Below are 25,701 nucleotides of genomic sequence, written 5' to 3'. Positions count from 1 at the left end.
TGGTTTCTCCCCGACCTGCAAGGAGGTCTATGGAACCTTTGGTTTTGCCTGCGACCCTCGACAGTCTGGACCCCATCGCGGACTTTGTGCTGGAAGCCGCCCGTCAGGCTGGACTGGAACGCAAATCCAGTTATCGCCTGCGTCTGGCCGTGGATGAGATCGCCACCAACATCGTCACCCACGGTTACGAAGAAATGGGACTCACCGGAGAGATTTACGTGTACGCCGACATGGACGACGACTCCCTGATGATCACCCTGGAGGACACCGCCGTGCCCTACAACCCTTTTGAAACCGAACCGGTCAGTGAAGAGGAACTGCAAAAACCTCTGGAAGAACGTCCCATCGGTGGGCTGGGGTTGTTCCTGACCATCCGGGGGGTGGACCGCTTCTCATACGAACGGGTGGCCAACATCAACCGCAACATGTTTTTGATGCACCGCCCGAAAGGGGAGACCCCATGACCCAGCAGCCTTTCCCCACCGTGGTTTTGCTGCAAAACCCGCTGGACCACAGCACCATCAGCCATCTGGAAAATGCCGGTTACACCGTGCGTCACGTCTCTGAGGCCACGGAAGCAGAGGCACAGGTGCAACAAGAGCACTGTCCGGTGGTGGTGCCCCTGAAAACAGATGACCCTCTGGTGGCCACCCTGTCCGAACACCTGCTCTCCCATGCCGTGGCTTGGGCCGAAGATCCGGGGGCACTCACCCCTTACTTCCAGAGGGGAGGTCGGGCGTTTCTGCTGCCCCCATTCAGTCCGGAACTGGTGCAGGCCCAGATCGAGGCGCGCCGGGACCACCTGAACCTCAGGGTGTCTGCTCAGGACGTGGCCCGGCAGGTGGAACTCAAACTGATCGAAAGGGACGTGGAAATTGGCCGGGACATCCAGCTCAGTTTCCTGCCCCAGACCCTCCCAGAGCGGCCCGGATGGGAACTGTGCGCATTTTTCAAACCCGCCCGCGAAGTGGCCGGAGACTTCTACGACAGCTTCGAACTGCTCAATGGCCGAAGGATTGGCATCGTGATGGCCGACGTGTGCGACAAAGGGGTGCCAGCCGCCATCTTCATGGCCCTGTTCCGCACTTTGATTCGTGCAGGAGCGCAACAAAACATTTCCCTGTCGTGGGCGGACCCCAACACCAACTCGGGCGCAGACGACAAGGTGTGGCTCTCTGGGCTCAAAGGGGAAGGCCGTCAGGCCCTGCCCCGCATCGGGACCAGTGCCCTGCAAAACGCGGTGGGCGGCACCAACAATTACATGACCCAGAACCACGGGGAAACCGGGTACTTCGTGACCCTGTTCTTCGGGATTTTTGACCCCCAGACCGGGCAATTGATTTACGTGAACGGCGGTCACAACCCTCCGGTGATCGTGCGGGCAGACGGCACACAGGTGCTCCTGAAACCCACTGGACCTGCCGTGGGCATGATTCCCGGCGCGAACTTCAAAATTGCACAGGAAACCCTGCACCCCGGCGACACCCTCTTCACCTACACCGATGGGGTCACCGACGCCAAAAACAGCAACGGCGAATTCTTCTCGATGCACCGGGTCACCGAAATGCTGAAAGGGGAGATCACCTCGGCCCACACCCTGATGGAAAGCTTCAAAGCCGCCCTGAAAGACCACATTCAGGACGCCCCGCAATTTGACGACATCACCATGATGGTGGTGCGCAGGTCCCCCAATCCCTAACACCCACAAGGAGAGGCATGTCCACCATTGTTTCTGTCCACTCATTCCGGGGAGGAACCGGAAAATCCAACACCACCGCAAACCTCGGGGCGCTCCTGGCCCAGAGGGGCAAACGGGTGTGCATCATCGACACCGACATCCAATCGCCGGGGGTGCATGTGCTGTTTGGCCTGGAACCCGAGAACATGCACCACACCCTCAACGATTACCTGTGGGGCAACTGCAACATCGAAGAGGCCGCCCACGACCTGAGTGCCGCTGTGGGTGTGACCGGAAAAGGCAAAGTGTTTCTGGTGCCTTCCAGCGTGAGAAGCCGCGACATCGTGCGGATCCTGCGGGAAGGCTACGACATGGGGCTCCTCAATGACGGTTTTCACCGCCTGATCGAAGTGCTGGACCTCGATGTGCTCCTGATCGACACCCACCCCGGTGTGGGCGAGGAGACCCTGCTCTCCATCGCCATGTCAGATGTGCTGGTGCTGATCATGCGCCCCGACCAGCAGGACTATCAGGGCACCGCCGTGACCGTCGAGGTGGCCCGTCAACTGGACATCCCCAAAATGCTTCTGGTGGTCAACAAAACCCCCGAGAGTTACAACTTTGCAGAAGTCAAACGCCGGGTGGAAGCCACCTACAATTGCACGGTGGCCGGGGTGGTCCCCCACTCCGATGAAATGATGGCTCTGGCCAGTGCCGGGGTGTTCGTGACCCGCTTCCCCAACCACCAGATCAGTCAGCTTTACACCGGCATTGCCGACCAGTTGCTGTGAACCATGGATCAGGGGCTGTTTTTGCACATCAAAGCCGAAATTGACCGCTGGCCGGTGCAAGACGGCATCCGCAGCAGTGACCTCACCCTGCTGTCTGAGCCGTTGCGCACCGCCCTGACCACCACCGTGCGGGAAGGTTCTCTGGGTCTTGCAGATTTTGCGCGCCTGTTGCAACTCGACCTTCCTGAAACCTCAGAAGTGGTGGACCTCCTGCTGGACCACGGTTTCCTGAAAACCTCCCGCACTGCGCAAGACGGCAGCATCGAATACCGCGTCCGTCATGCCCGGTCGGGGCGGCTCACCGGAGACCTCTGGAACCGGGTCAGTGGTGCGCTGGAAGCGGCCCCTGATCCCCTTTCTGACCTCAAGAAATCAGGTGAAGAACCTTGAGCGAACCCGGCCTCCCACACCATCCAAAGGTGATTCCATTCGCCGCTTTCCACCGCAACACGGGTCGCTCCACCCTGCTGGCCGCTCTGGCCGTGCGGCTCTCCCGAGAAAAACGCGTGCTGGTGCTGGATGCAGACATCAGTGCACCCCAGCAGCAGACCCTCTTGGGGGTTCCGGCCCGCAATGTGGAATTCACCCTCAATGACCATCTGGTGGGTCTGTGCGATCTTGCCCAGACCGTGCAGGACCTCTCTGGCCCTCAAAAAAACCATGCTGGAGCCCTGTACATGATTCCGGCCAGCGACGACCTGACGGTGGCCTCACGCACCCTGCGCGAAGAGTACGACTCGGCGGTGTTGATTCAGGACCTGCAACGGCTGGCCCACACCCTGAGCATCGACCATGTGTTGATCGACATGCCGGTGGGCCTGAGTGGCACCACCCTGCCCCTGATGTCCATTTCGGACCTCTTGATGGTGGTGGTCCGCATCGAGAAAAAAGACTACGAAGGCATCGGGGTGATCCTTGACGTGGCCCGCAAACTGGACGTGCCCCACCTGATGCTGAACGTCAACATGGTGCACCGCACGTACCCTCTGGATGAAGTGCGCCACAAATTCTCGGAAAGCTACCGGGTGGAAACGCACGCCTTTCCCCACATCACCCCCCTGAGCACCTCACCCGAGGGGGAAGAGGCGATGCAAGAACTGTGCACCCGCATCCGGGAACTGGGGTGAACGTGTGGCCCTGATTTCCATCCAGAGAAACGAAGTGTTCCGCTTTGCAGTGCTGGCCTTGCTGCTGCTGGTCAACATTTTTGTGGCCCAGTCCAGCGATGTGGTCGGCACCAGTGGGGTGGTTTCTTCGCTGGGTGCGCCGGACATCCTGTGGGTGTGGGCCATCGACAACCTGTTGATGTTCGTGTTTTCGGTGCTGTACTCCCTGTATGCAGACCGCATCAAACGGGAACACCTGACCATCTTTCTGTTCTGCCTGTCCAGTGTGGTGTATCTGGGGATGTACCTGCTGTTCGTGGTGCAGGCCCCCTCCTCGTTGATCTACCCGCTTGTTTTGATTGTGGGAGACCAGCAATACCTGATTTTCCCGATGATCATCTGGACGCTGGCCAACGACCTGTTCAGCGTGCCAGAGGCCAAACGCCTGTTTCCGGTGCTCTCGGGGGTGGTGGTGCTGGGTAGCCTGCTTGGGAACCTGATTCCGGCCCTCACCCACAACAGCCTGCTCAGCAATGTGGATTTGCTGGCCCTGAACGCCCTCCTGATGCTGCTCGGGGCCCTCACCCTTTCGCTCAGCCTCAAAAAACTGGCCCTCAAAACCCAGCAGGAAGCCCACCCCGACCGACCCCAGAACATCCTCAAAGAAGGTCTGGATTTCGTGAAAGGGGTTCCGGTGTTCTGGTACCTCGCCCTGTCCATGCTGCTGCTCGGGTTTGCCTTCAACACCCTTGAATTCCACCTGATCCAGCAGGCCAGTCTGGCCTACAGCAACCCTGAGGCCCTCCAGAGCTTTTACGGGATTTTCCGAGCGGTGCGCACGGTGCTGCTGGTGGTGCTGCAATTCACGGTCACCAGTGGACTGCTCAACCGGTATGGCTTCCGAAAAATGTTCAATGGAATGCCCATCAGCATGGCTTTTGCCGTGGTGCTGTGCCTCCTGTGGCCCGGACTGCTGGGCGCAGCACTGGGCAACGGATTGGTGCGCGTCATGCTGGAAGGCATCGACGAACCCACCCGAAGGGCATTCCTTGGCATGGTTCCTGACGAGAAACGTGGCCGGGTCAGTGCTTTTCTGGAAGGCTACCTCTACTCGGCAGGATCGGTGGTCAGTTGCGTGCTGCTCGGGCTTGTGATGGTGGGTGCTTCCTTCGGCCTGTTTGGACCACAAACCGCCACCCTGATTTGCCTCCTGCTGGCTTTCGGTTGCGCAGCAGGGGCACTGTGGGCCATTTTCCGCTTCAACCAGACGTACGACAAAAGCATGCTCAACTGGCGCCTCAAACGCCGCAAACGCTCGGGAGGAGTGCTCGATGAACTCAAGTTTTGAACCCTGCACAGGAGGCCCACCATGAGCCCAAAATCCCTGCGCACCCTGACTTTGCGCTTCACCTCCCGGGAGTTCCAGTACACCCTCTGGGCCATCTTCCTGTACGTGCTGGTCACCTGGCTCACCAGTTTCATGAAGCTCACCGACACCTCTGGACTGGATTTGCGCCCGAGCGTGACCATCCCCATGGTCTTCGGGTTTCTGTGCGGACCTTGGGTGGGTTTTCTGGGGGGCTTTCTGGGCAACCTGACCAGCGACACCCTGATGTATGGAAGTGCCCTCGTAGACTGGCAGTGGAGCTTCGGGATGGGTCTGGTGGGACTGGTTCCGGGCCTGTACGCCCTGAAGCCCCGCAGTTACCGCAGCATTGCTGACCAGTTCAAAGCCCTCCTGGTGGCCTCTTTGGGTCTGGCCCTCGGGATGGGTTTTGCCTCGTTTTACGCGATGTGGATCTGCCGGGAGGGCAGCACCCTCCAGAGCTGTTACGTGATCCCCACCACCTTCAGGGACGCCCTCTACAATTCGTTCATCCCGGCCATGCGCGTCAACATGATTTGCACCGTGCTGCTCCTGCCGATCCTGCTCTTCAATGTGGACCGCCTGAGTTTGCGCCCCGAAGACTGGCGCTCGGGACTCCTGCGCCGCCTGCTGGTCACCCTGCTGGTGTCTGCTGCCCTGCCGACCCTCCTGATGGGCTTTTTCCTGACCCAGCGGTTCAGCCATGAAGCGGCAGATCCCTCCATCCTCTACCAGATTGTGGGGACCCTGATCGCCACGATCCTGTTCACCGCTGCCAATGCTGGGATGCTGGCCCAGAGTTTCTCACGTCCCTTGCTGCGCCTGATTGATGCCGCCCGCGAGATGAAATCTGGAAAACTGGACCGCGAAAGGGCCGAAAAATTGCGGGACCGACCCGGCCACGACGAGATTGCTGAACTGTCCCAGACTTTTGGCACCATGGCCCTTGAAGTGATGGCCCGCGAGCAAACCCTCAGGCAACAGGTGGAAGAACTGAAAATCGAAATCGACGAAGCCAAACGCCAGAAACAGGTCAGCGACATTGTCGACACCGACTTTTTCCGTGACCTGAAAAGCAAAGCCGCCCAGTTGCGAAGCCGCCAGAGCACCGAAAGCAAAAAAACCGGAGAATAGGGGATTTGGTTGCATCCCACCGCAGTGGCCCTCATTGAACCGCAAGCCCTCAGACACAACGCCCAGTTGCTTCACCACCACACCGGAAAACCCCTTCTGGCCGTGTTGAAAGCCAACGCCTACGGACATGGCATCCCTTTGATTGCACCCCTTCTGGAACCCCTGCCAGAAGTGTGGGGTTATGCGGTCGCCTCTGGTCCTGAAGCCCAGCAGGTGCGCCAGAGTGGCTGCCAGAAACCCATCCTGCTGCTCTCACCGCCTGATGCCAGAGACATCCCGGAACTGCATCGCCTCGGGGTGCGGTTCACGCTCAGCCACCAGGAAGAACTGTCCCTTTTGCCTGCAGGCGCACAGGTGCACCTCAAAATCAACACCGGACTGAACCGCCTCGGGGCCAGACCCGAAGAGGTGTCTGACTTGCTGGACGCCCTGCAAGCACACAACGTGCATCTGGAAGGTTGCTTTGCCCACTTTGCCTTTGCAGACCAGCAGGACCTGATCCGTGCAAGACACGAATGGCACCTGTTCAAACAGGTGATTCCCCTCCTCCCGGCACAAACTTTGAAGCACATGGGAGCATCAGAAGGGGTGCTGGCCCTCGGGCAGGACACCGCTTTTGACCTGATCCGCCCCGGCATGGCCCTGTTTGGCAACGTGTGCGCAGGGCACCTGCGCGGAAAACTTCCCCTCAAACCCGTCATGACCCTGAAGGCCCGGATTTGCCACCTGCATGAAGTGCGTCCCGGAGAAACCGTCTCGTATGAAGGCCGATGGCAAGCCACCCACCCCACCCGTGTGGCCGTGGTTCAAATCGGTTATGCCGATGGATACCCCATTCAGGCTGCCGGAAAATCCTGTGTGGTGGTGCAAGGGGAGAAACGACCCACCCTCGGGCTTTTTGGCATGGACCAGCTCATGGTTGATGTGACCGGACTGAGCGTGCAGGTGGGAGACTGGGTGGAGCTTTTCAACGCCACCACCCTGACCGCCGATCAGGTGAGCGACTGGGGCAACACCATCAGTTCACAGATGCTCTCCTGTCTGGGAAGCCGCATCCAGCGCATCGTCACAGCAGAAACCTGAAAAAACCACCATCCACACAAGATGGTGGTCTCAGAAAAAGAAGGTGATCTGCAGGTTTACAGTGGTAGACCATTTTCACTGATCAGCGTGCACTTGCGGTACACCGGGATGGTGTTGCTCTGGGGGGCAACGGCAGACTGACCACTCAGCGAGTAACCCACCAGATTCGCATGGAAACCTGCATTCAGGTAAGGACGGTCCTGCTCACGCACGCTGACCACCTTGATGTTGCGAGGGGTGGGCTTCACAATGATGCCCTGCTGACCCACGCCCGCAGGCAGGTAATTGCCGGTGGCAGAGTTGGCATCGAACAACACGGTGTAATCGTCACCGGAGTTCTCCAGTCCGTTGTCTTTGCGGAACACCGCCACAAAATCATCGTCTTCAATGGTGCTGTTGTTGTCCTCGCCTTGAAGGTTCAAATCTGCGCGGTCCAGTTCTCCCACAGCCGAGAAAGAAGCCCTCACCTGGGTTTTGGTGCTGTACAAAACGTTGCCATCCCACACTTCGTCACAACCCACAAAAGTGCCCCCTTGGGTGCGCCATTCGGTTTTCAGGGTGGGCATGCCCACAAGCAAACTGAAATCTGGGGTGATGCCGCAAGACACCAGACCCAGAGAAATGACCCCCACAATGCCCAAGCTTTTTTTCATGTTGCTCCTCCTCAAGGTTCAATCCAGCAAATTCTACCGCTCTGGAAGGGAGGCTTGCAATTCAAGGCGCACTTTCCGGGCAGGGGTTTTTGTCAGGAGGACCACCAACACAAACCAGAGGTGGGGTCAGCCCAGGCACTTTTGATGGACAAAAACCCCTGAAAAGTTGCCCTGAATTTTGGACTGAGTGCTGCAATTTTTTTCAAGGTTTGATCCTTCATGAAAATTCATTCATGCAGACACCCTTGTAAAAACCATGTGATTTTCAGGGTTTTTCAAGCAAGGGGGGGTGCTTGAATTTTTTTCAGCGGTTCCCAATACTGAAACCAACCTCAAGAACATCCAAGAACATCCACGTTGCAGAAAGGACCGTGTCCATGGGCAAACACGTCACCATTCAGGCCGTTGCACAACTGGCCGGGGTCTCCATCAGTTCGGTTTCCAGAGTGCTCAATGGATCGGCGCAAGTCTCCAGTGAAAAACGAATGCGCATCGAAGCGGCCCTGAATCAACTCGGGTACCGGTCCCAACTGATCCTGCACAAACAAACCCGCAGCAAACTGCGAAGCATCGGGGTTTTGCTGCAGGACCTCACCAGCAACTATTACACCAACGCCATCATGGGCATCGAGCATGCCCTGCGCGACACCGGATACTACCCGGTGTTCATCAGTGGACACTGGAATCCCGCAACCGAACAGGACGCCCTTGAAATCCTGCTGGAACGCCAGATGACCGGACTGATCGTGATTGGAGGCCACCTGCCAGACCGCCACTTGCTCACCATCGCCAAACAGGTTCCCACCGTGATTCTGGACCGCAGCATCAAAGGTCTTGAAAAACAATGCCTGCCCCTCAACAACGTGTTCGGTGGATACCTTGCCACCCGACACCTGATCCACCTCGGGCACCGGGCCATCGCCCACATCACCGGAGACCTACAAACCTCCGATGCCCGAGACCGCCTGCAGGGGTACAAAGACGCTCTGGCCGAGCACCGCATCCCGTTCAATCCGCAACTGGTGGTGGAAGGCAACTTCAATGAATCCACAGGGGTGATGGGCACCGAACTGCTGTTCAACCGCGGGGTGACGTTCACAGCCATTTTTGCCAGCAACGACCAGATGGCCCTTGGGGCAAGACTCGCCCTGTTCAGAAAAGGCATCCGCATTCCAGAGGAGGTTTCTCTGGTGGGCTTCGATGACGTGCGCGGAGTGGATTACATGGCCCCTCCACTCACCACCATCAAACACCCCATTTACGAGATGGTGCAGGCCGCTGTGACCAACCTGCTGGAAATGCTGACCTACCGCCACCCCCGGCCCCTCCCCGAGTTTCAACCGTCACTGGTGATCCGCGAATCCACCCGCATGCTGTTCAACCTGCCCAGAATCGAAAAAAGCTGACTTTGACCCCCCACCTCCAACCCCTTCAGCTTTCAGGCTGGAAAGGGCCGTTGTGCCCGGAAAGGATCCCATGAAAAAACGCACCCTCATGCTGGCCCTCATCACCTCTGGCGCATTTGCCGAAGGCCTCAAAACCCACACCAGTGACACCCACCTGAAGATCGGTGCTGCGGTCGACATGTTCCAGCTTCTTGACAACCCCGACTACACCAACATCCTCGAAAAAGACTTTGAAATTCTGGTTGCGGAAAACGCCATGAAAATGGCCCCCAGCCAACCTGCCCGCAACGAATTCAACTTTGCACAGGGAGACCTGCTGGCCGCCTACGCCCAGAAAAACAACATGAAACTGCGAGGTCACACCCTGCTCTGGCATGAACAGGTCCCCAAATGGATGACCGATGGCAACTTCAGCAAAGATGAACTGGAAGAAATCATGAAAACCCACGTTCAGACGGTGGCCAGCCATTACAAAGGCAAGGTGTTTGCGTGGGATGTGCTGAATGAGGCCATTTCCGATTCAGGGGGCCTCAGGGACACCCTCTGGCGCAAAACCCTCGGGGACGACTACATTGGGCGGGTCTTTCGGTACGTCAGGGAAGCCGATCCCGACGCCAAACTGTTCTACAACGACTACAACAGCGAAACCCTGAACCAGAAATCCAACGAGATTTATCAACTGGTCAAAAAACTCAAGGCCGAGGGGGTCCCCATTGACGGGGTGGGCATGCAAATGCACCTCAACCTCGCTTTTCCGCCCAGCATCACGGAAATCCAGCAGAACATGAAACGCCTTGCAGACCTCGGGCTGGAAGTGCACATCACCGAACTGGACGTGCGAACCGGAGCTTTTCAGGGCACACCCGCTGAACGCAATGCGGCTCTGGCCAAACTGTACAGAGACATCACCAACGTGTGCCTGCAAGCCAAAAACTGCACGGCCCTGATCACTTGGGGTGTCTCGGACAACCACTCCTGGCTGAAAGGGGACAGTCCACTGCTGTACGACGGGTTTTATCAACCCAAACCCGCGTATTTTGCAGTGCAGGAAGCCCTCAAGGGCAAAGGCCAACAGGTTGCGGTTCAAGCCCCCCCATCCCCACAAGCGGCCACCACCTTCCAGAGCTTCGCCACCTTCCCGGACGGCACCGAACAGACTGCGCAAGGTGCAGACGTGATCCGCATGACCTACTCCGAAAAACCCGGCGATGCCAGCATCCAGAGCCTCACCAGAAGTCAAGGCCGCCTGCAACTGCAATACACCCTCGGGAAGCAAGCGGGCAGCAGCTTTGCCGGGACAGGGGTGATCGTGCGTTCCGCCACGGGATCCAGCACCGTGGACCACACTGGAAAAATCAACCTCAAAATTCAACTGGCCACCGCTCACGAAGGCACTCTGAGGGTGCGGATCTCTGGCCCAGACCAGAACATTCTGAATGCTGGATGCTACCCGGTGTTTGTTGTGAAAACCACCCGTACCCTCACCGAATACACCCTCGAAATCCCCAAATTTACCCCCGAAAGCTGGTGTGGAGCCAACGCCCGCAGCATCGACACGGTGCTCCCACAGGTGCACTCCATCGAAATTGCCGACACCGACATCAGCCAGAGCGCCCGCAGCACCACACTGGAAGTGGGCAACATCACCCTGGGCCAGTGAAGTGAACTGAGCCCTCACCCCACAGCGTCCCTGACCGTTCATTCCTCTGACGGCATTGCAAACCGCAGGGTGTCAGCCTCCACTCTGGCACCCTCAGGGACCCTTTTGTCCCATCCAACCCCAAATCCCAATCCCAAATCCCCATTCAAGATCCGCAACACCCGTTGCGGCAGGAGCAACATGCACCCAAAAATCCCTCTCTGGCCCCTTCTTCTCACGCTCACTGCGTGCGCACCCATCGCAGGTACCTCCCAGACCGTCCCCTCAAATTTCCTCTGGGCCACCTACCAAAAAGCTGGTCCGGACCAGACCGACCAGCAAGGAGGCTCTTACCGCTACGCCTACAGCGAAAAGAAAAACGAAACCTCGGGACCCTTCCAGAAAATCGGCAACGCTGTGCGTTTCCAGTTCAACATGGGCACCGGAAACAACTGGAGCGGAGCCGCCATCGTTGCAGGGGTGCCCGGAAACACCCCCACCGACCTGCGGGGTTACCTGAACGGCACCCTCAGAATCACTGTGAATGCCAGCAACCTGGAACGCCTGATGGTCCGCATTGACGGAGACACCTTCAAAGCCGACGAAGACAAATACTGCTGGAGCGCCCACCAGATCCAACTGACCCGAGGCATGCGCGAATACCAGATTCCCCTCCAGAGCACCCAATGGACCCCTCTTGGGTACTGCTCCGCCGATGACCGCAAAGAAACCCTTGGGAGTGCCCTGAAAACCGCCAAAGAGATCCACCTGATTGCCTATGCCCCAGAGGGCATCAAAGGCGAAATCCAACTGGAACGCATCCAATTCACCCAACCTTAAAGCGTTGATCAGTGAAAACCCCCACCAGAGACCCCCACTTGTCCACCTTTCAAATGCTTCAAAAGGAGACCCCATGAAACACCACACCTTTTTCACCTGCCTGCTGGCCCTCGGCATCACCGCTTGCAACCAGACCCCAGCCAACTCCGACACCGAAAAGCCCATGGTCACGCTGCAAGCCGACCAGAGCACCTTCACGGCACCCGGCACCGTCAAACTGACCGCCACCGCCAACGACAACACCGGGGTGGTTAAGGTGGTCTTCAAAAAAGGCAACACCACCCTGTTCACCGACACCACCTCCCCCTACAAAACCACCGACCCCATCGTTCGAAATGGCACCACCACGTATACCGCCACTGCTTACGACGCAGCAGGAAACGCAGGAATCAGCACCCCCATCGAAGTGACGGCCTCTGGGCTCATCGACACCGAGACCTTCGCGCAATTTGGCGGAGGTGAACCCATCACCCAAACCCTGCAAGGTGGCAACATCCAACCCTACCAGTACGCAGAAAAAGCCGCAGGGGCCAGCATCGACCAGACCAGCGTGCTGAACGGAACCTACACCCTCGTTTACACTGTCAAAGCCGACAACAGTTACGGCGGAGCCGGACTGAACATCCACGCCCCCACAGGCACCACCCACAACCTTGGTGCTTACCAGCACATCGCCCTGAAACTCGGGGTCAACGCTGCCGCTGTGAATGCAGGCAAAACCACCCTCCGTGTGTTCGTGCAAGACGGAGATCCCAACGTCAAAGACGGCTGCTTCCCCTTCTACACCGCCACCAACCTGACCAGCACCCTGCAAGACCTGCACATCCCCACCCAAGACAGCACCCTCTGGCAAATCCCCGGCCACTGCGACCCCAGCAAAAACCCCAAAACCTACGATCAGGTCAAAAACGCCATCACCACCATCAACATTCAAGCCGACGGGGTGGTGGGGGTGACCTCGGGGCAAATCCAGGTGGCCGAAGTGGTGCTGAAAAAGTAAAAGGCGGGAAACACTCTGGAAAAACCTGATGCCCAAAACCCCTGAATGCCGTACTTTGGGGTGCATGAAAAGATGTTCCTGATTTCAACCCTGATGTTTTCAATGGCCTCTGCAAAACCAACCCACAGTGGACAACCTGCTCTTTCAAGTGCATGAAGTGACCTGTTTGGCCCTGAAATGTTTTTGGCTTCCCAAAGAAAAAACTGAGGTTGACAAAAGCATCCTGCACAAGTCTTTGCGTCAAGCCGTTGATACCGGACAAAACACCAAATACCGCAAGATGATCTGCGATGTGTTCACCAAGGTTTCCAGCACAAACCAAAACGTCACCCAGTTGCTCAGGCTGCAGAAAATGACCCGCCCAGACCAGTGCGTTTTTCCCAAGTGACATTTGCGTAAAGTGAGCCTCCGGAGGAAACTCAGGGGGTTTGTGTTGCTGAATATCGCTTTTTCAGTCCCCTTTCCCGAGGCAACCGCTGTTTCCATCCTCTTCTTTGGTGCTTTTTTCATTGAACCCAGTTCAAATTGATTTTCTTGTTGCTCCAGAGCACCTCCTCTCGATAAGCTGGGACCAAGCCAAAAACCCAATTTCACCCATCCCACAGGCAATGGATGCATTTTTCTCCAACTTCTTGTCTTGCTCTGGCCTGTTTGTGGGTGCATCTGGAAAGGAAGGTTCCATGAAAAAAATCACCTTGCTCGCAGGTCTGACGGTTTCCTTGATGGTCTCTTGTGGTTCACTCACCCCAGAGGGTTCTGCAGGACCCTCTGGGCTCAATGCCGAGCAACAGCAAACCTACACTCTGGATTACGCTTGGAGCAGGGTCAAAGCCAAAATGGAAGGCAAAGATTACATCCGCAATCCTGATTTTGGCAACGACGTGATCTCCGAAGGCCAGTCTTACGTGATGATGATGGCGGTCCAGATGAACGACCGGAATTTGTTTGATCGGGTGTGGAATTGGAGCAAATGGAAGATGCAGAACAGCGACACCGGCCTGTTTGCATGGCGGGTCAATCCAGATTCAGGACAAAAGGTGGACACCAACAGCGCACCTGATGGAGAGGCGTACTTCCTGACCGCCCTGATTTTTGCCCACAACCGCTGGGTGGGGGGTTCCAACTCGGGTTACCTGACGGATGCCAAAGCTTTGCAGGCAGCCATGAAAGCCAGACTGTTTGTGAATGGCGGAACGTACAATGGCATGATCAAATTCACCCAGGTCAACGAATTCACCGATCCGTCTTACCATTTGCCTGCTTTCTTTGATGTGTGGGCTGCAACCGCAGAAAAACACGGTTGGGGAACCCGAGACTTCTGGCGTGCCGCTGCCAACACCAGTCGCAACTTCCTGACCCAAGCCACCAGCAAATTCCGCAGTGGCAGTGGCCTGACCCCCGAGTATGCCAACTACGACGGCTCGGGCCGTTCAGAAAGCTGGAATCCGAAGTCCAATGAATTTCGTTACGATGCCCGGCGCACCGCCATGAACTGGACCATGGATTTCATCTGGAGGGGTAATCAGGACGCCACCAACCTGAAGGCTTCGACCCTGTCTTGGAACATTCTGAATTTTTTCAATGGTCAGGATGGCAACCGCAACGATTCGCACCTGTCTTACAACAGCTTGTGCCGTGCAGACGGGTATTGTGAAGGAGGCAAAAATGCAGGTTTGATTGCCATGAATGCCGTGGCCAGCCTGATTGTGCCTGCCCATCCCAGAGCCGTAAACTTCAAGAATGAAATTTTTTATCAGGATCCCACCCACTACGGCTATTACGATTTGATGGTGCACACCCTCGGGATGCTCTGGGTGACAGGGAATTTCAAGAAGTACATGTGAAAAAGTGAAGGGAAATGCAAAAAAAGCCGGGGATGTCCCGGCTTTTGGTTTGCAATGTTTCAGCGCTCAGAACGTGTCGAGCAGCACGGCCCCCTGAGATCCAGAGGTCACCAGTCGGGCGTAGCGTTTGAGCCACTTGCCGGGAATTTCTTTGATCACGGGTTGCCAGTTTTCACGGCGACGGGCGAGTTCCTCATCGCTGACCAGCACGTTGAGGGTTCCGGCGTCCATGTCCACTTTGATGATGTCTCCGTCTTGCACCAGAGCGATGGGTCCGCCTGCTGCAGCTTCAGGGGAGATGTGCCCAATGCTTCCGCCTCGGGTTGCGCCAGAGAAGCGTCCGTCGGTGAGGAGCAGCACGGTTTCGCCAAGGCCCATCCCTTGAATGTTGGCGGTGGGGGAGAGCATTTCTTGCATGGCGGGTCCGCCTTTGGGGCCTTCGTAGCGGATGACCACCACGTGACCGGAGCGCACTTTGCCCCCGAGGATGCCTTCGTTGGCGTCTTCCATGCTGTCAAAGCAGATGGCTTCCCCTTCGAACTGGCGCATGCTGGGCACCACCCCGGCGTATTTGACCACGCCACCTTCAGGAGAGATGTTGCCGAACAGCATCCTGAGGCCACCGGTTTTGCTGTAGGCGTTTTCGAGGGTGCGGACCACTTCGCCGTCTGGCTCTGGGGCGTCTTTGACGTTCTCTTCAAGGGTGTTTCCGGTCACGGTGACGCAACCTTCGTGCAGTTGTCCGTGCTTGAAGAGTTCTTTGAGGATCACGCTGACCCCGCCCACTTCGTCGAGGTCCTGAATGTGGTAGTTGCTGCTGGGTGCAATTTTGCACAGGTTGGCCACGCGGTCAGAGACTTCGTTGAGGCGACTCAGGGGGTATTCCACGCCAATTTCGTGGGCAATGGCGATGGTGTGCAGGATGGTGTTGGTGCTGCCACCCATGGCCATGTCCAGAGCGAAAGCGTTGTCCAGAGATTCGCGGGTCACGATGTCTTTGGGGCGGATGTTGCGCTCCAAGAGCACCATCACCTGACGGGCAGCGGCCTGCGCAAGGGCCTGACGGCGTCCGTTGGGGTCGGTGGCAGGAATGGTGCCGTTGCCGGGCAGGGCCATCCCGAGGGCTTCGCAGAGGCAGTTCATGCTGTTGGCGGTGAACATGCCCGAGCAGCTTCCGCAGGTGGGGCATGCTTCCTGTTCGTATTCGAGGAGTTCTTCGCCGCTCATTTTTCCGGCTTTGAAAGAGCCCACGGCTTCGAAAACGCTGGCCAAGTCGATGCGTTTGCCACTCTGGGTCAGGCCACGCAGCATGGGACCACCGGAAATGAAGATGGTGGGGATGTTGCAGCGCATGGCACCCATCAGCATGCCGGGCACGATTTTGTCGCAGTTGGGGATGCAGATCATGGCGTCAAACTGGTGGGCCTGAATCACGGTCTCTACGGAGTCTGCGATGATTTCACGGCTGGGAAGGCTGTATTTCATGCCGGTGTGACCCATGGCGATGCCGTCATCCACACCGATGGTGTTGAACTCGAAGGGGATTCCGCCTGCTGCTCGCACGGCTTCTTTGACCACCTGTCCGAACGCTTGCAGGTGCACGTGTCCGGGGATGATGTCGATGTAGGAGTTGCAGATGGCAATGAAGGGCTTGTCGAAGTCGCTTTCGCGTTGAATCACGCCAGTGGCACGCAAGAGGCTGCGGTGGGGGGCCCGTTCGAAACCGGATTTGATGGTGTTGCTGCGCATGGGAATCTCCTTGAGGCTGCAGGAATGAAAGTTACATTGCATTATAGTCCTCAGAAATCTTGCAATAAAGAGCCTCTTTTGCAAAACACTCATGCGTATAATGCATGAATGGACCTGCAAGCTCTGGACCTCTATGTGGCCGTGATGCGCGCCTCCAATTTCGCATCGGTGGCAAGGGACCGCAACCTTGACCCTTCTTCAGTCTCCAGACAGATTGCCGCTCTGGAAGAAGAATTGGGCCTCAAACTGTTTCACCGCACCACCCGCAAACTGACCCCCACCGAGGCTGGACTGGTGTATTTCTCCAGAATCGAACCCCTGATCGAGGAGTTCGCCAGAGCGAGGTTGCAGGCCATGGACGTGCAGGACACCCCTCAGGGCACCTTGCGGATCCATGCTCCGGTCAGTTTCGGGCAGATTCAACTGGTGCCATTGCTTCCTGCTTTTGCCAGAGAGCACCCCAACCTGCACTTCGAATTGATCCTCAATGACCGTCCCCTCAATTTGCTGGACGAGCGCATCGACGTGGCTTTGCGCACCCGTCCTCTGGCCGAACCCGGAAGTGTGGTCCAGAAACTGGCCCCTTTGCATTCAAGGGTGTGTGCCAGTCCCGGTTACCTCCAGAAACATGGTCGCCCCAGCAAGCCTGCCGATTTGAAAGACCACAGGTGTTTGCTCCTCGAGATGCCGGGTTACCGGGATGTGTGGCATTTCACGTCCAGAGCGGGCCACACCGAAGACGTAATGGTGCAAGGCCCCCTGAAAAGCTCAAACGCCATTGCCCTGAAAGACCTTGCTGTGCAGGACATGGGCATCATTTTGCAGGCCGGGTGGATCGTGCAGAAAGAGCTGAACTCGGGCCTTCTGGTGGATGTGTTTCCAGAGCACCGGGTTAACGGCTCGGATCTGGAAGACCCCGCAGTCTGGCTTCTTTATCCCACCCGCACGTATCTGCCCCTGAAGGTGCGGGTGTTTGTGGAGTTCTTGCAGAAGCAGTTTCAGGCGGTTCCGTCTTGAAAGCCTGTCTCTGGGGCTTTACAGGGCAAATTCAGAGTCGCTGTTTGGGCAATGCAAACAGACAGAGCCATCAGGGGTCAGCGTTCAGCCGTCAGCCAGAAGGAAAGTTTTCTTGCTGCCTTTTGAGATGAACACATGATGGGCTTTCATTTTGCGTTTATGTGTTGCTGTTGTCGAAAGCAAAAGTTTTGAGATGAGCTTTCCCCTGACCGCTGATGGGTGACTGCTGACCGCTTTTTGCGCTGACATGCCCATGGTGGGTCTGTTCCTTGAGCGGGTATCCTGTCTAGACCAAAAAACTGAGCAAACTCAGAAATGAGCATGCTCATGGCATGACCCGGATGCAGCAGAAAAAGCACGACCGCCAGCAGCAGATTGCCCACATCGCATGGCAACTGTTCACCGAGCACGGCTATGAAAAAGTCACCACCCGACAGGTCTCCGAGGCTGCCGACATCGCAACCGGAACCCTTTTCCTGTATGCCGAAAACAAAGGAGCCCTGCTGGTTCTGGCCTTCGAAGATGCCCTGAGAACCGCAAGCACTCCACATGCCTCCCTTCCAGAGCATCCTCTGGAAGCTTTGCTGGTGCTGTTCGGAGGTCCTTTGCACCTGTATGCAAAACACCGCACGTTGGCCCGTCATTTCCTGGTGGAGGTGCTCAGAAACCCATCATCGGATGTGACCACCAGCAACCTGATGGGGTTTCTGGAACGCATTGAAGGGGTGCTGGCTCTGGCCCAGCAGCAAAAACGACTGGATCCACAAGTCAATGTCAGGCAGGCTGCCCAGAACCTTTTTGGCATTTACCTGATGGTGATCATGCAGTGGCTGCCCACCGATCAGGACCTTGAAAGGGTGCAGCACACCCTCAGGCAAGCTTTTGAACTTCAATGGAAAGGGCTGCAACCATGCGAATCCTGATTGCAGGGGCAGGCATCGCTGGACTGGTGCTCGGTCAGGCCCTGAAAAAGCTGGCCCCAGAGGTGGAATTCACCATCACAGAAAAAAGCCCTTCCCTGCAAACGGCGGGCGCAGGCCTGATTCTGGCCCCCAACGCCTTGCAGGTGCTGGAACAATTGGATGCTCTGGACAGGCTTTTGCCTTTGGGTCAAAATCTGGGTGCCAGCCATTTGTGTGATGCCAGAGGCAAAAGCTTGCAAGCCCTGCGTGCTCCAGCAGGCAAACTGCTGGCCTTTCATCGGGGGGAGTTGTCGGCCCAGCTGGCAAAAGGGCTGGAACCCCACCTGAAATTCGGTCAGGCATACCAGAGCCACCAGCCCAAAAATGGCAAGCTTGAGGTTCAATTTACAGATGGCTCTGTCGTTCAGGCCGATGTGCTGATCGGAGCAGATGGTCTGCACTCCAGAGTGCGCCAGCAAGTCCACGGACCCTCTGTGGTTCATGCGGGGTACACCAGTTGGCGGGCGGTGTTGCCCTTCTCGCAAAAACTGGAAGGGGCCAGAGAACTCTGGGGACATGGAAAGCGGCTCGGACTTGTGCCCCTCACTGAAAACCGCCTGTATGTTTACCTCACGCTCAACAGCAAAGCCCAGCAATTCCAGAGGTCCAGACCTGCATTTTCCAGCCTTTTTGCTGAATTCTCTGGGGCAGATTTTGGGGCTTTGAACTTGCTTGACCAGCATCCGGTCATCCACACCGACATCCGCGAACTTCCTGTTCCGTTCTGGGGCAATGGGCAGGTGGTGTTGCTGGGAGATGCTGCCCACGCCCTCACCCCCAACCTTGGGCAGGGGGCTGGAATGGGCATCGAAGATGCCCTCTGGCTGGCAAAAGGCATACAGAGTGGGCAAAAGAACCTGTCCGTATGGATGCGTCAGGGCAGGCAAAAACGGGTGCAACAGGTGCAAATCCTCTCCCGTCATCTGGGAAGGGCAGGACAACTGCAAAACAGGGGACTGGTTTCCATCCGAAATGCATTGCTGGGTGCGGTTCCCGGTCAGCCTCCAACATGGCTCTGGAATCCAGATCAAAGTCTGAAGTGACTGGGTCAGCACAAAGTCACTGTCGAGCCAGACAAACAGAAAGAGCGGTCAGCTGTCAGCGTTCAGCCGTCAGCCAGAAGGAAAGTTTTCTGGCTGCCTTTTGACCTGAAAATCCGAGTGGCTTTCATTTTTCGTCTTTGTGCCCTGCTGTTGTCGAAAGCAAAAGCTTTTTGGGGGCTTTTTGCTGAAAGCTGAGGGCTGAACGCTGACGGCTTTTCCAATGACATGCCAAAATTCAGACTTTAGGCTGATCCTGTCTGAAGTGACCGTGGTCATACTCCGGTCATGATTTTCGGCTACACTGCTGAAGATCCTCAGGAGTGTGCGATCAAAATATAGCCCCCTCTGGCAAAACGCCAGAGGGATTTTGGTTGTGTTTGTTTTGTGTCCAACGCATCAAAGTGAGTGAAGATGTGAACGCAGTCAGCAAACCAGAGGCCCCCTCTCATGGTCAGCGCATTAAAATGAAATCACCAATTGATTGATGCACTTGATGACACAGCGCAATGGATGCAATCTGCCACACAAAGCAGGATGAATGTCCATGACGGCTGTGTTTTTTCGGTTCATCATGAGAGCCACCGACCCCCAAACATCGGTTCTTTGCACTGGAGTGAAACCATGACCCCGCACGATCCCTCACCCAAACTGGCCACCCTGCTCACCCCCAGAGAACTTCAGCACATGAAAAAGCTGTACCCCACCCTTGAGGAGGCCAGCGAAGCCACCGGTTACGACTTCGCTTCCCTCAGGGCGCGCAGCATCCGTTTGAATGTACGTTGGACCCAGGAACGCCGGAACCTTTCCTGAGCGTCTTTCAATCCGTTGACCTTTGAAGGTGCACCGTGAAAGTGCTGCCCTGATTTGCTGTGCTCTGGACGGTCAGATCTCCGCCCATCAGGGTCATGTACTGGTGGGAAATCACCAATCCCAGACCGGTGCCCTCCACTTTCTCATGCTGTTCCAGCCGTTCAAAAGGCACGAACAGCTTTTTCTGCTGGGCGTGGGTCAGACCTTCACCATCGTCCGAAACGGTCAGTTGCACTTCTTCTTCAGAGGCATGCATCTCGACCCTGATTTCGTTGCGACCGTATTTTGCAGCATTGGACACCAGATTGAGGATCACCTGTTTCAAGCGCTGGGCATCCCCCAGAGCTGTCAGGGGTTTTGACCCCTCGGGCAAAAAGAGATTCCGACCGTACTGGCCCGTCAAATTGAAAAGCATGGGCGAGATGTCTTGCAGCAGGTGATGGAGTGAGATGGGTTCATGATGCACCTGCACTTTGCCCGCTTCAATCGAGGAGAGGTCCAGGAGGTCATTGACCAGAGACAACAGATGTTTCCCGGCCTTGTGGATTTCCTGCACATCGTTTTTCTGCTCGGGGTCCATCGGCTCAAACAGCAAGAGTTCACTGAAGCCAATCACGGCATTGAGGGGGGTGCGCAGTTCGTGGCTCATGCGGGACAGGAAAGCGGTTTTGGCCTGAGACGCGGTTTCTGCAGCCCTGCGCTGCTCACGTTCCTGTTCCATCAGCAAACGCTCGGTGACATCCACGCCGGTGATCATGCACAATTCCACCCGACCTTCATCGTTTTGCAGGGGATAGAGCGTGGCCAGAAAGTGGTGTTTGTTTCCCTGAAAGTCCAGTGCCGTCACCTGCTGGTCCTGCACAAATTCCCCTTCAAAGACCCGTCCAATGGCGTGGCGCATGGCCTCCATTTCAGAGGGCACCTCCATCAGGTCCAGCCAGTTCAGTTCCGTGAAATTCAGGTTTCCCATCATCTGGCTGAACTCCCGGTTCCAGCGCTGGATGTGGCCCTCTCTGGACACCGTCACCATCGGGTAAGGGGCCTGATCCACCGCCTGACGGTAACGCTCCTCGGCCTGCAGGCGCACGTTGTTGCTGTGGATGCGGTTCAGCACACTGCGAAGCTGCACGAGCACCGTCTGGGTCAGGCGTAAAGTTTGCTGATCCAGCGGTTTTGGGTCTGGATGGTACCACACCACCACCAGTTTGCGGTGTTCGGTCTGAACCGGAACCGCCAGAGCGGCAGCCAGTCCATGTTCGGCTGCCGAAGCGCTCCGCAGGAAATGCTGGGCCTGGGTCACATCTGGTAGCCACTCGGGTTCACCGGTTTGCAGGGTTTTTCCGGGCAAACCCTCTCCCAGAGCGAAAGCCATGTGCTGGGCTTGCTGGATGAAACGCTGGTGTTTTGCAGGCTCTGGGGTGTAATGGGTTTTCAGCCTGAGCTTGCCATCTTCTTCCAGTTTCCACACTTCACTGAACACCCAGCCGTACATTTTGCACAGGCTTTCCATCACGGCTTGCAAGGCCAGACTGGGGTCACTGATGCTGCCCAGACGCTGGGTGAGTTCGTAAATCATCTTGCGTTCTTCGGCGTTGCGTTTCTGGGCGGTGATGTCACGCAGCAGGGAAGAAAACACCATGCCTTCTGGTTGCCGGATTGCCCCCTGAGACAGTTCAATCGGAAACTCTGTCCCGTCTGAGCGCAAGCCCACCACCTCGCCCCTTGAACCCAACAAACGGGATGCTCCACCTGTCACAACCCGTTCCAGTCCTTTTTGGTGTTCTTCACGGAAACGCTCTGGCATGATGATGTTTCCTGACTGTCCGAGCATGCTCCCTTCAGGGTGTCCGAACATCTGGTGCGCTGCAGGATTGGCCAGCACAATGGTGTTGCTGGCATCAATGACAATCACACCATCCTGTGCCAGATTGATCATGTCGTGGTAACGTTTTTCCTGTTGTCTGGCATGGGTGGCCCCCTCCTGCATCGCCAGAGCCATGGACTGCATAGCTCTGGACAGGTCTGCAAACAATCCCCGGTTGGGCCAGAGGATGTGTTTGCCCAGCATCTGGGTGTGGGTGGTCTGGGCCGTGGCGTACATCAATTGTTGCAATGGACGGCCCACCGCCCGGTCCCGGATCAGTCGGAGGATCAGGATCACGCACATCAACACCAGACTCCATGTCCCCACCCGTCGCAACAAGCGCTGTTGGAGGTCGTGGTTCATCTGGTTCACGGCAGCAGGTTGTATGCCAGAGGCCAGTTTCAGACCCTGATTTTGCAGTTGGTGTGAAGGGCCAGTGGTTTGGCCTTCAGGAAGCAAGCTGCCATGCACAGGCACAGCAAGCTTGCCCTGCCAGAGGGCAACAGACACGTCTGAACCCCCAAAAGGAGAATCAGGCAACTGGTCTTCCAGACCTTTTGGGCTCAGCATGGCCCATAAAAAGCCATGTCGCACTGGAATCCACAACATCAACACAGGATCTCGATCCGTCTGGATGATGGTGAAAGGCGTTTTGTCTGCAGGTGGTTTTTTGAAAGCTGGAATCAGGCGGGAGTCCCCATTTTGCAGGCACTCCAGTGTGGAGGTTGCACTCTGGTAACCCCAGCGTTCAAGCAGGTTCTCGGGGGTGAAGGCCACTTCGCAGCGTCCGAACAGTGTCAGGCGGGCATCTTGAACGGCTGCACGGCTTTTCATGTCCTGAACCAGCTGGTTCAGGCGTTTGTCCAGCGTTTCTGTGAAGGTGCGGGTTTCCCAGTGCCACTGGTTCCATTGCTGGTTTTTGCGCTGCAGGGCGTCATGGACCAGCATGACCAGCACAGGGGTGAAGGCCAGAGTGATCACCACCGACACCAGCATCAAAATCCATCTGAGGGTTTTTCGGATGTTCTGGTTGGCCTCAAATGGCATGGGCGGTCAGCGGAGCTTTGATGCAGGCCAGAAAAGCATGAACAACTTCAGGATCAAACATTTTACTGCTCTGGGAAAGGATTTCTTGCAGGGCCTCTTCATGGGTCCAGGCTTTTTTGTAGGGGCGTTCGCTGGTCAGGGCATCGTACACGTCGCACACCGAGACAATCCGGGCTTCCAGAGGAATCGCCTCGCCGGACAGACCCTGAGGGTAGCCTTTGCCGTCCCAGCGCTCGTGGTGCGACAGGGCAATCCGTTCAGCCATTTGCAACACAGGGGTTTTGCTGCCTTGCAGGATGTTTGCCCCCATCTGGACGTGTTGTTTGATGACTTCGAACTCCTCTGGGGTGAGGCGTCCGGGTTTCAACAGAATGTGGTCCGGGATGCCCACTTTGCCGATGTCGTGCAGTTTGGCGGCCTGTTCCAGCAGTGCCAACTGGGGTTCCAGCATCCCGAGGGTTTGCCCGATCTGGACAGCCATGTGACCCACCCGGTCGGTGTGGTCTCCGGTCTGGTCATCGCGGTATTCTCCGCAACGGGCGAGCCGTTCCACAATTTCCTGATGGGCCAGATGCAACTCGTGGTTGTGCTGCACAATCTGTTCGTAGGCGAGTTGCAGGTCATGGGTGCGTTCAAAAACCTGTTGTTCCAGACTCTGGTTGTGCTGGGACAGTTTCTGGTGCAGGTGTTGCAGGTGCAGGGTGTTTTTGATGCGCAGCAGGGTTTCGGTGCGGTCAATCGGCTTGGTGATGAAATCCATGGCCCCCAGAGCAAGCGCCTCGTGGCGGGCTTCGGTGGTGTTGTCGGCGGTGAGCACAATCACTGGAATGAATGTGGTGGAGTCCTTTTGTTCAGAGAGCGATTTCAGCACGTCCAGTCCACCGACATGGGGCATCATCAGGTCCAGCAAGACCAGATCGGGTTTCTGTTCAAGGATGGTTTGCACAGCCAGACGGGAATCCTGCACTTCCAGAGGGGAGGGGTAACCGCTTTGCATCAGCAGCCTCCGCACCAGAATCAGGTTGGTGGGTTCATCGTCGACCACCAGAATTCTGGCGTGGGGGAACTGGGACACAGCAGGGTTCATGGATCAGTGTAGTTCAAGGGGCATGACGGCTTTCTGCAGGTGTTCTGTTAAAAGCCGTTCATGCAGGCTTTGAGCAGAACCCAGCGTGGCACAACAAAAAAGGCCATGCTCTGGAAGGATCAGGCGGTTTCGCCCAGAGCCGCTTCGGTTTTTTCGATCACTTCAGGGCAGCCCCTCAGGTTGCTCTGGACCCCGGTCACGTGCATGTGGGCCAGACTGAGCAAGCACTGGACATGCTCGGGGTTGGCGGCTTCGGCATAGATCCGCAAGACAGGTTCGGTTCCAGAGGCCCGGAACATCACCCATGCGTTGCCAGAGAGCAGCCATTTGATGCCGTCCCTGCGGTCCACCGAAACCACTTCATGGCCTGCGATGGGGAAAGGCTCTTGCACCCGATCCATGGCCTCGTTGCGTTCGGTCATGCTGTTCAGGGTGAGGTCAAGGCGGTCATAGGCATGCTGGTAGCCGGTCATCAGTTCGATTTCATGGAACAGCTCGGGCAGGCTTTTGCCAGAGAGGGCCACCGCTTCAAGGAGCAAAAGGGCGTTCAGGATGCCGTCCCGCTCGGGAAGGTGCCCGAGGATGCCGATTCCACCCGATTCTTCTCCGCCAATCAGGATTTTGCTTTGCAGCATTTCCTCTGCGATGTACTTGAACCCAATCGGGGTGGTGATCACAGGCAGGGAAAGCAGGTGACACAGGCGTTCAATGATCCCAGAGACCGAAACGGTTTGCACCACGGTGCCCCGCAAGCCACGGTCGTAAAGGTGTTTCAGCAGCACCGCAAAAATCTGGTGCGGATTGAAAAACAGCCCTCCGGCGGTGACGGCCCCAATGCGGTCTGCATCTCCGTCGGTCACGGCTGCGAAAGCCAGACCGGAAGCGTCCCTCAACAGGTCGCTGGTGTGGTGAAGGTTGTGCAAAATGGGCTCGGGGTGCACCCCATAAAAAGTGGGGCTGGCCTCTTCGCGCACGTTCCGCACATCAAGGTCTATCCCGACATGTTCCAGAAAACCACTGACCCATCCGGTTCCCGAGCCTCCCATGCTGTCGTGGTAGAAGGTGCCTTCGAAGGACTTCAAAACCGACAGGTCCAGCAGGTTTTTCAGGTGGTCGTAGTAAGCGGCCTGAATGTCAAAGGTTTCGATGGGGTGCTTTGCAGCATCGAATTCTTGTGCAGCGGTGCCCAGAAACACCTCCACCTGCTTGACCCGCTCGGGAATCAGGCTGCCCCCATATGGCCCTTTCAGTTTGAAGCCGCAATACTCTTTGGGGTTGTGTGATGCGGTGATCATCACGCCACCGTCGGCCTGAAAGTGGGTCACGGCAAAAGACAGGGCTGGGGTGGGCAGGAAGGCTCTGGAGAGGTACACCTCAAGGCCGTTGGCGGCCAGCACTTCGGCGGTTTTGCGGGCAAAGCGGTCTGCCATGAAGCGGGTGTCAAAGCCCACCACCACCCTCCGCCCACCGATGACTTTCAGGTATTCGGCATAAGCTTGAGCGGCCAGAGCCACATTTTCGAAAGTGAAGTTTTCGGCGATCAGGTCTCGCCAGCCGTCGGTTCCAAAACGAATCATCTCAT

At 56.8% G+C, this 25,701-nt stretch carries 22 protein-coding genes; 17 read left to right on the top strand and 5 right to left on the bottom strand.

From position 1 onward, the window contains the following. Positions 1 to 29: 29 nt before the first annotated feature. The 8 genes from Q371_RS02495 to alr are packed head-to-tail and all read left to right on the top strand — an operon-like array spanning position 30 to position 7,158. The gene (locus Q371_RS02495; RefSeq protein WP_034335576.1) at positions 30 to 464 is read left to right on the top strand and encodes an ATP-binding protein; all 435 of its coding nucleotides are present in this window, start codon (positions 30 to 32) and stop codon (positions 462 to 464) included. Further along, entirely contained in the window at positions 461 to 1,699 is a 1,239-nt protein-coding gene (locus tag Q371_RS02490; protein WP_051963100.1) for a PP2C family protein-serine/threonine phosphatase, read from the top strand. The genes Q371_RS02495 and Q371_RS02490 overlap by 4 nt, the downstream gene beginning before the upstream one ends. Positions 1,700 to 1,716: 17 nt before the next feature. After that, entirely contained in the window at positions 1,717 to 2,469 is a 753-nt protein-coding gene (locus Q371_RS02485) for a MinD/ParA family ATP-binding protein (RefSeq protein WP_034335573.1), read from the top strand. 3 nt (positions 2,470 to 2,472) lie between these two features. Further along, on the top strand, positions 2,473 to 2,859 hold the full coding sequence (locus tag Q371_RS02480) for a hypothetical protein (protein ID WP_034335570.1): 387 nt from the start codon (positions 2,473 to 2,475) through the stop codon (positions 2,857 to 2,859). Positions 2,860 to 2,888: 29 nt separating this feature from the next. After that, positions 2,889 to 3,596 carry a MinD/ParA family ATP-binding protein gene (locus tag Q371_RS02475; RefSeq protein ID WP_169743776.1) on the top strand — a complete coding sequence of 236 codons (708 nt, stop codon included), beginning with the start codon at positions 2,889 to 2,891 and terminating at the stop codon, positions 3,594 to 3,596. A 4-nt stretch (positions 3,597 to 3,600) separates the two neighbouring features. Continuing rightward, positions 3,601 to 4,923: an Npt1/Npt2 family nucleotide transporter gene (locus Q371_RS02470; RefSeq protein WP_034335564.1), complete on the top strand. Its 1,323-nt coding sequence runs from the start codon at positions 3,601 to 3,603 to the stop codon at positions 4,921 to 4,923. Between the two features lie 21 nt (positions 4,924 to 4,944). Further along, positions 4,945 to 6,075 carry a HAMP domain-containing protein gene (locus Q371_RS25140; protein ID WP_051963099.1) on the top strand — a complete coding sequence of 377 codons (1,131 nt, stop codon included), beginning with the start codon at positions 4,945 to 4,947 and terminating at the stop codon, positions 6,073 to 6,075. A 9-nt stretch (positions 6,076 to 6,084) separates the two neighbouring features. Then, positions 6,085 to 7,158 (top strand): alanine racemase, encoded by a 1,074-nt coding sequence (gene alr / locus Q371_RS02460; RefSeq protein ID WP_034335561.1) that lies wholly within the window; start codon positions 6,085 to 6,087, stop codon positions 7,156 to 7,158. A gap of 56 nt (positions 7,159 to 7,214) precedes the next feature. Here alr and Q371_RS02455 read toward each other — a convergent pair whose 3' ends face one another. Then, the gene (locus tag Q371_RS02455) at positions 7,215 to 7,811 is read right to left on the bottom strand and encodes a hypothetical protein (RefSeq protein WP_034335560.1); all 597 of its coding nucleotides are present in this window, start codon (positions 7,809 to 7,811) and stop codon (positions 7,215 to 7,217) included. 377 nt (positions 7,812 to 8,188) lie between these two features. Here Q371_RS02455 and Q371_RS02450 point away from each other — a divergent pair, with 377 nt between their 5' ends. The 5 genes from Q371_RS02450 to Q371_RS02425 all read left to right on the top strand — a co-directional run bounded on the left by Q371_RS02450 (position 8,189) and on the right by Q371_RS02425 (position 14,540). Next, positions 8,189 to 9,217, top strand: a complete 1,029-nt coding sequence (locus tag Q371_RS02450) for a LacI family DNA-binding transcriptional regulator (RefSeq protein WP_034335558.1) — start codon at positions 8,189 to 8,191, stop codon at positions 9,215 to 9,217. 70 nt (positions 9,218 to 9,287) lie between these two features. Then, positions 9,288 to 10,877, top strand: a complete 1,590-nt coding sequence (locus Q371_RS25135) for an endo-1,4-beta-xylanase (RefSeq protein WP_157442470.1) — start codon at positions 9,288 to 9,290, stop codon at positions 10,875 to 10,877. A 180-nt stretch (positions 10,878 to 11,057) separates the two neighbouring features. Beyond that, positions 11,058 to 11,696 carry a hypothetical protein gene (locus Q371_RS02440; protein ID WP_034335557.1) on the top strand — a complete coding sequence of 213 codons (639 nt, stop codon included), beginning with the start codon at positions 11,058 to 11,060 and terminating at the stop codon, positions 11,694 to 11,696. Positions 11,697 to 11,769: 73 nt separating this feature from the next. Next, on the top strand, positions 11,770 to 12,696 hold the full coding sequence (locus tag Q371_RS25130; protein WP_051963097.1) for an Ig-like domain-containing protein: 927 nt from the start codon (positions 11,770 to 11,772) through the stop codon (positions 12,694 to 12,696). A 680-nt stretch (positions 12,697 to 13,376) separates the two neighbouring features. Continuing rightward, complete coding sequence (locus Q371_RS02425) at positions 13,377 to 14,540, top strand: family 8 glycosyl hydrolase (protein WP_169743775.1); 1,164 nt, start codon at positions 13,377 to 13,379, stop codon at positions 14,538 to 14,540. A 66-nt stretch (positions 14,541 to 14,606) separates the two neighbouring features. Here Q371_RS02425 and ilvD read toward each other — a convergent pair whose 3' ends face one another. Then, positions 14,607 to 16,289, bottom strand: a complete 1,683-nt coding sequence (ilvD, locus tag Q371_RS02420) for a dihydroxy-acid dehydratase (protein WP_034335551.1) — start codon at positions 16,287 to 16,289, stop codon at positions 14,607 to 14,609. Between the two features lie 108 nt (positions 16,290 to 16,397). Between ilvD and Q371_RS02415 the strand changes: the two genes are divergently transcribed. The 4 genes from Q371_RS02415 (at position 16,398) to Q371_RS02400 (ending at position 20,121) form a co-directional block, all read left to right on the top strand. After that, positions 16,398 to 17,306 (top strand): LysR family transcriptional regulator, encoded by a 909-nt coding sequence (locus Q371_RS02415; protein ID WP_034335550.1) that lies wholly within the window; start codon positions 16,398 to 16,400, stop codon positions 17,304 to 17,306. Between the two features lie 332 nt (positions 17,307 to 17,638). After that, on the top strand, positions 17,639 to 18,229 hold the full coding sequence (locus tag Q371_RS25125) for a TetR/AcrR family transcriptional regulator (RefSeq protein WP_051963096.1): 591 nt from the start codon (positions 17,639 to 17,641) through the stop codon (positions 18,227 to 18,229). Continuing rightward, on the top strand, positions 18,217 to 19,311 hold the full coding sequence (locus Q371_RS02405; RefSeq protein WP_034335548.1) for an FAD-dependent monooxygenase: 1,095 nt from the start codon (positions 18,217 to 18,219) through the stop codon (positions 19,309 to 19,311). Before Q371_RS25125 ends, Q371_RS02405 begins: the two co-directional genes overlap by 13 nt. A 621-nt stretch (positions 19,312 to 19,932) precedes the next feature. Further along, the gene (locus Q371_RS02400) at positions 19,933 to 20,121 is read left to right on the top strand and encodes a hypothetical protein (RefSeq protein WP_034335546.1); all 189 of its coding nucleotides are present in this window, start codon (positions 19,933 to 19,935) and stop codon (positions 20,119 to 20,121) included. 7 nt (positions 20,122 to 20,128) lie between these two features. On the opposite strand, the gene Q371_RS25120 is transcribed toward Q371_RS02400, so the two are convergent. The 3 genes from Q371_RS25120 to Q371_RS02385 all read right to left on the bottom strand — a co-directional run bounded on the left by Q371_RS25120 (position 20,129) and on the right by Q371_RS02385 (position 25,696). Beyond that, positions 20,129 to 23,032 (bottom strand): PAS domain S-box protein, encoded by a 2,904-nt coding sequence (locus Q371_RS25120; protein ID WP_051963095.1) that lies wholly within the window; start codon positions 23,030 to 23,032, stop codon positions 20,129 to 20,131. After that, positions 23,022 to 24,119 (bottom strand): HD domain-containing phosphohydrolase, encoded by a 1,098-nt coding sequence (locus Q371_RS02390; RefSeq protein WP_034335545.1) that lies wholly within the window; start codon positions 24,117 to 24,119, stop codon positions 23,022 to 23,024. The genes Q371_RS25120 and Q371_RS02390 overlap by 11 nt, the downstream gene beginning before the upstream one ends. Positions 24,120 to 24,238: 119 nt before the next feature. Further along, on the bottom strand, positions 24,239 to 25,696 hold the full coding sequence (locus Q371_RS02385) for a phosphohexomutase domain-containing protein (RefSeq protein WP_084571178.1): 1,458 nt from the start codon (positions 25,694 to 25,696) through the stop codon (positions 24,239 to 24,241). Positions 25,697 to 25,701: the final 5 nt, after the last annotated feature.

The organism is Deinococcus misasensis DSM 22328 (genome assembly GCF_000745915.1).
Classification (GTDB): domain Bacteria; phylum Deinococcota; class Deinococci; order Deinococcales; family Deinococcaceae; genus Deinococcus_C; species Deinococcus_C misasensis.
This window is presented reverse-complemented; position numbering and strand designations above follow the sequence as displayed.

What these genes read in the sequence shown, in the direction of transcription:
- Q371_RS02450 (WP_034335558.1), top strand. Translation starts at nt 8,189, where the DNA reads ATGGGCAAACACGTCACCATTCAGGCCGTTGCACAACTGGCCGGGGTC.
- Q371_RS25125 (WP_051963096.1), top strand. Translation starts at nt 17,639, where the DNA reads ATGACCCGGATGCAGCAGAAAAAGCACGACCGCCAGCAGCAGATTGCC.
- Q371_RS25135 (WP_157442470.1), top strand. Translation starts at nt 9,288, where the DNA reads ATGAAAAAACGCACCCTCATGCTGGCCCTCATCACCTCTGGCGCATTT.
- Q371_RS02385 (WP_084571178.1), bottom strand. Translation starts at nt 25,696, where the DNA reads ATGATTCGTTTTGGAACCGACGGCTGGCGAGACCTGATCGCCGAAAAC.
- Q371_RS25130 (WP_051963097.1), top strand. Translation starts at nt 11,770, where the DNA reads ATGAAACACCACACCTTTTTCACCTGCCTGCTGGCCCTCGGCATCACC.
- Q371_RS02415 (WP_034335550.1), top strand. Translation starts at nt 16,398, where the DNA reads ATGGACCTGCAAGCTCTGGACCTCTATGTGGCCGTGATGCGCGCCTCC.
- Q371_RS02405 (WP_034335548.1), top strand. Translation starts at nt 18,217, where the DNA reads ATGCGAATCCTGATTGCAGGGGCAGGCATCGCTGGACTGGTGCTCGGT.
- Q371_RS02440 (WP_034335557.1), top strand. Translation starts at nt 11,058, where the DNA reads ATGCACCCAAAAATCCCTCTCTGGCCCCTTCTTCTCACGCTCACTGCG.
- Q371_RS02480 (WP_034335570.1), top strand. Translation starts at nt 2,473, where the DNA reads ATGGATCAGGGGCTGTTTTTGCACATCAAAGCCGAAATTGACCGCTGG.
- Q371_RS02485 (WP_034335573.1), top strand. Translation starts at nt 1,717, where the DNA reads ATGTCCACCATTGTTTCTGTCCACTCATTCCGGGGAGGAACCGGAAAA.
- Q371_RS02400 (WP_034335546.1), top strand. Translation starts at nt 19,933, where the DNA reads ATGACCCCGCACGATCCCTCACCCAAACTGGCCACCCTGCTCACCCCC.
- Q371_RS02390 (WP_034335545.1), bottom strand. Translation starts at nt 24,119, where the DNA reads ATGAACCCTGCTGTGTCCCAGTTCCCCCACGCCAGAATTCTGGTGGTC.
- Q371_RS02490 (WP_051963100.1), top strand. Translation starts at nt 461, where the DNA reads ATGACCCAGCAGCCTTTCCCCACCGTGGTTTTGCTGCAAAACCCGCTG.
- Q371_RS02425 (WP_169743775.1), top strand. Translation starts at nt 13,377, where the DNA reads ATGAAAAAAATCACCTTGCTCGCAGGTCTGACGGTTTCCTTGATGGTC.
- Q371_RS25120 (WP_051963095.1), bottom strand. Translation starts at nt 23,032, where the DNA reads ATGCCATTTGAGGCCAACCAGAACATCCGAAAAACCCTCAGATGGATT.
- Q371_RS25140 (WP_051963099.1), top strand. Translation starts at nt 4,945, where the DNA reads ATGAGCCCAAAATCCCTGCGCACCCTGACTTTGCGCTTCACCTCCCGG.
- Q371_RS02455 (WP_034335560.1), bottom strand. Translation starts at nt 7,811, where the DNA reads ATGAAAAAAAGCTTGGGCATTGTGGGGGTCATTTCTCTGGGTCTGGTG.
- ilvD (WP_034335551.1), bottom strand. Translation starts at nt 16,289, where the DNA reads ATGCGCAGCAACACCATCAAATCCGGTTTCGAACGGGCCCCCCACCGC.
- Q371_RS02495 (WP_034335576.1), top strand. Translation starts at nt 30, where the DNA reads ATGGAACCTTTGGTTTTGCCTGCGACCCTCGACAGTCTGGACCCCATC.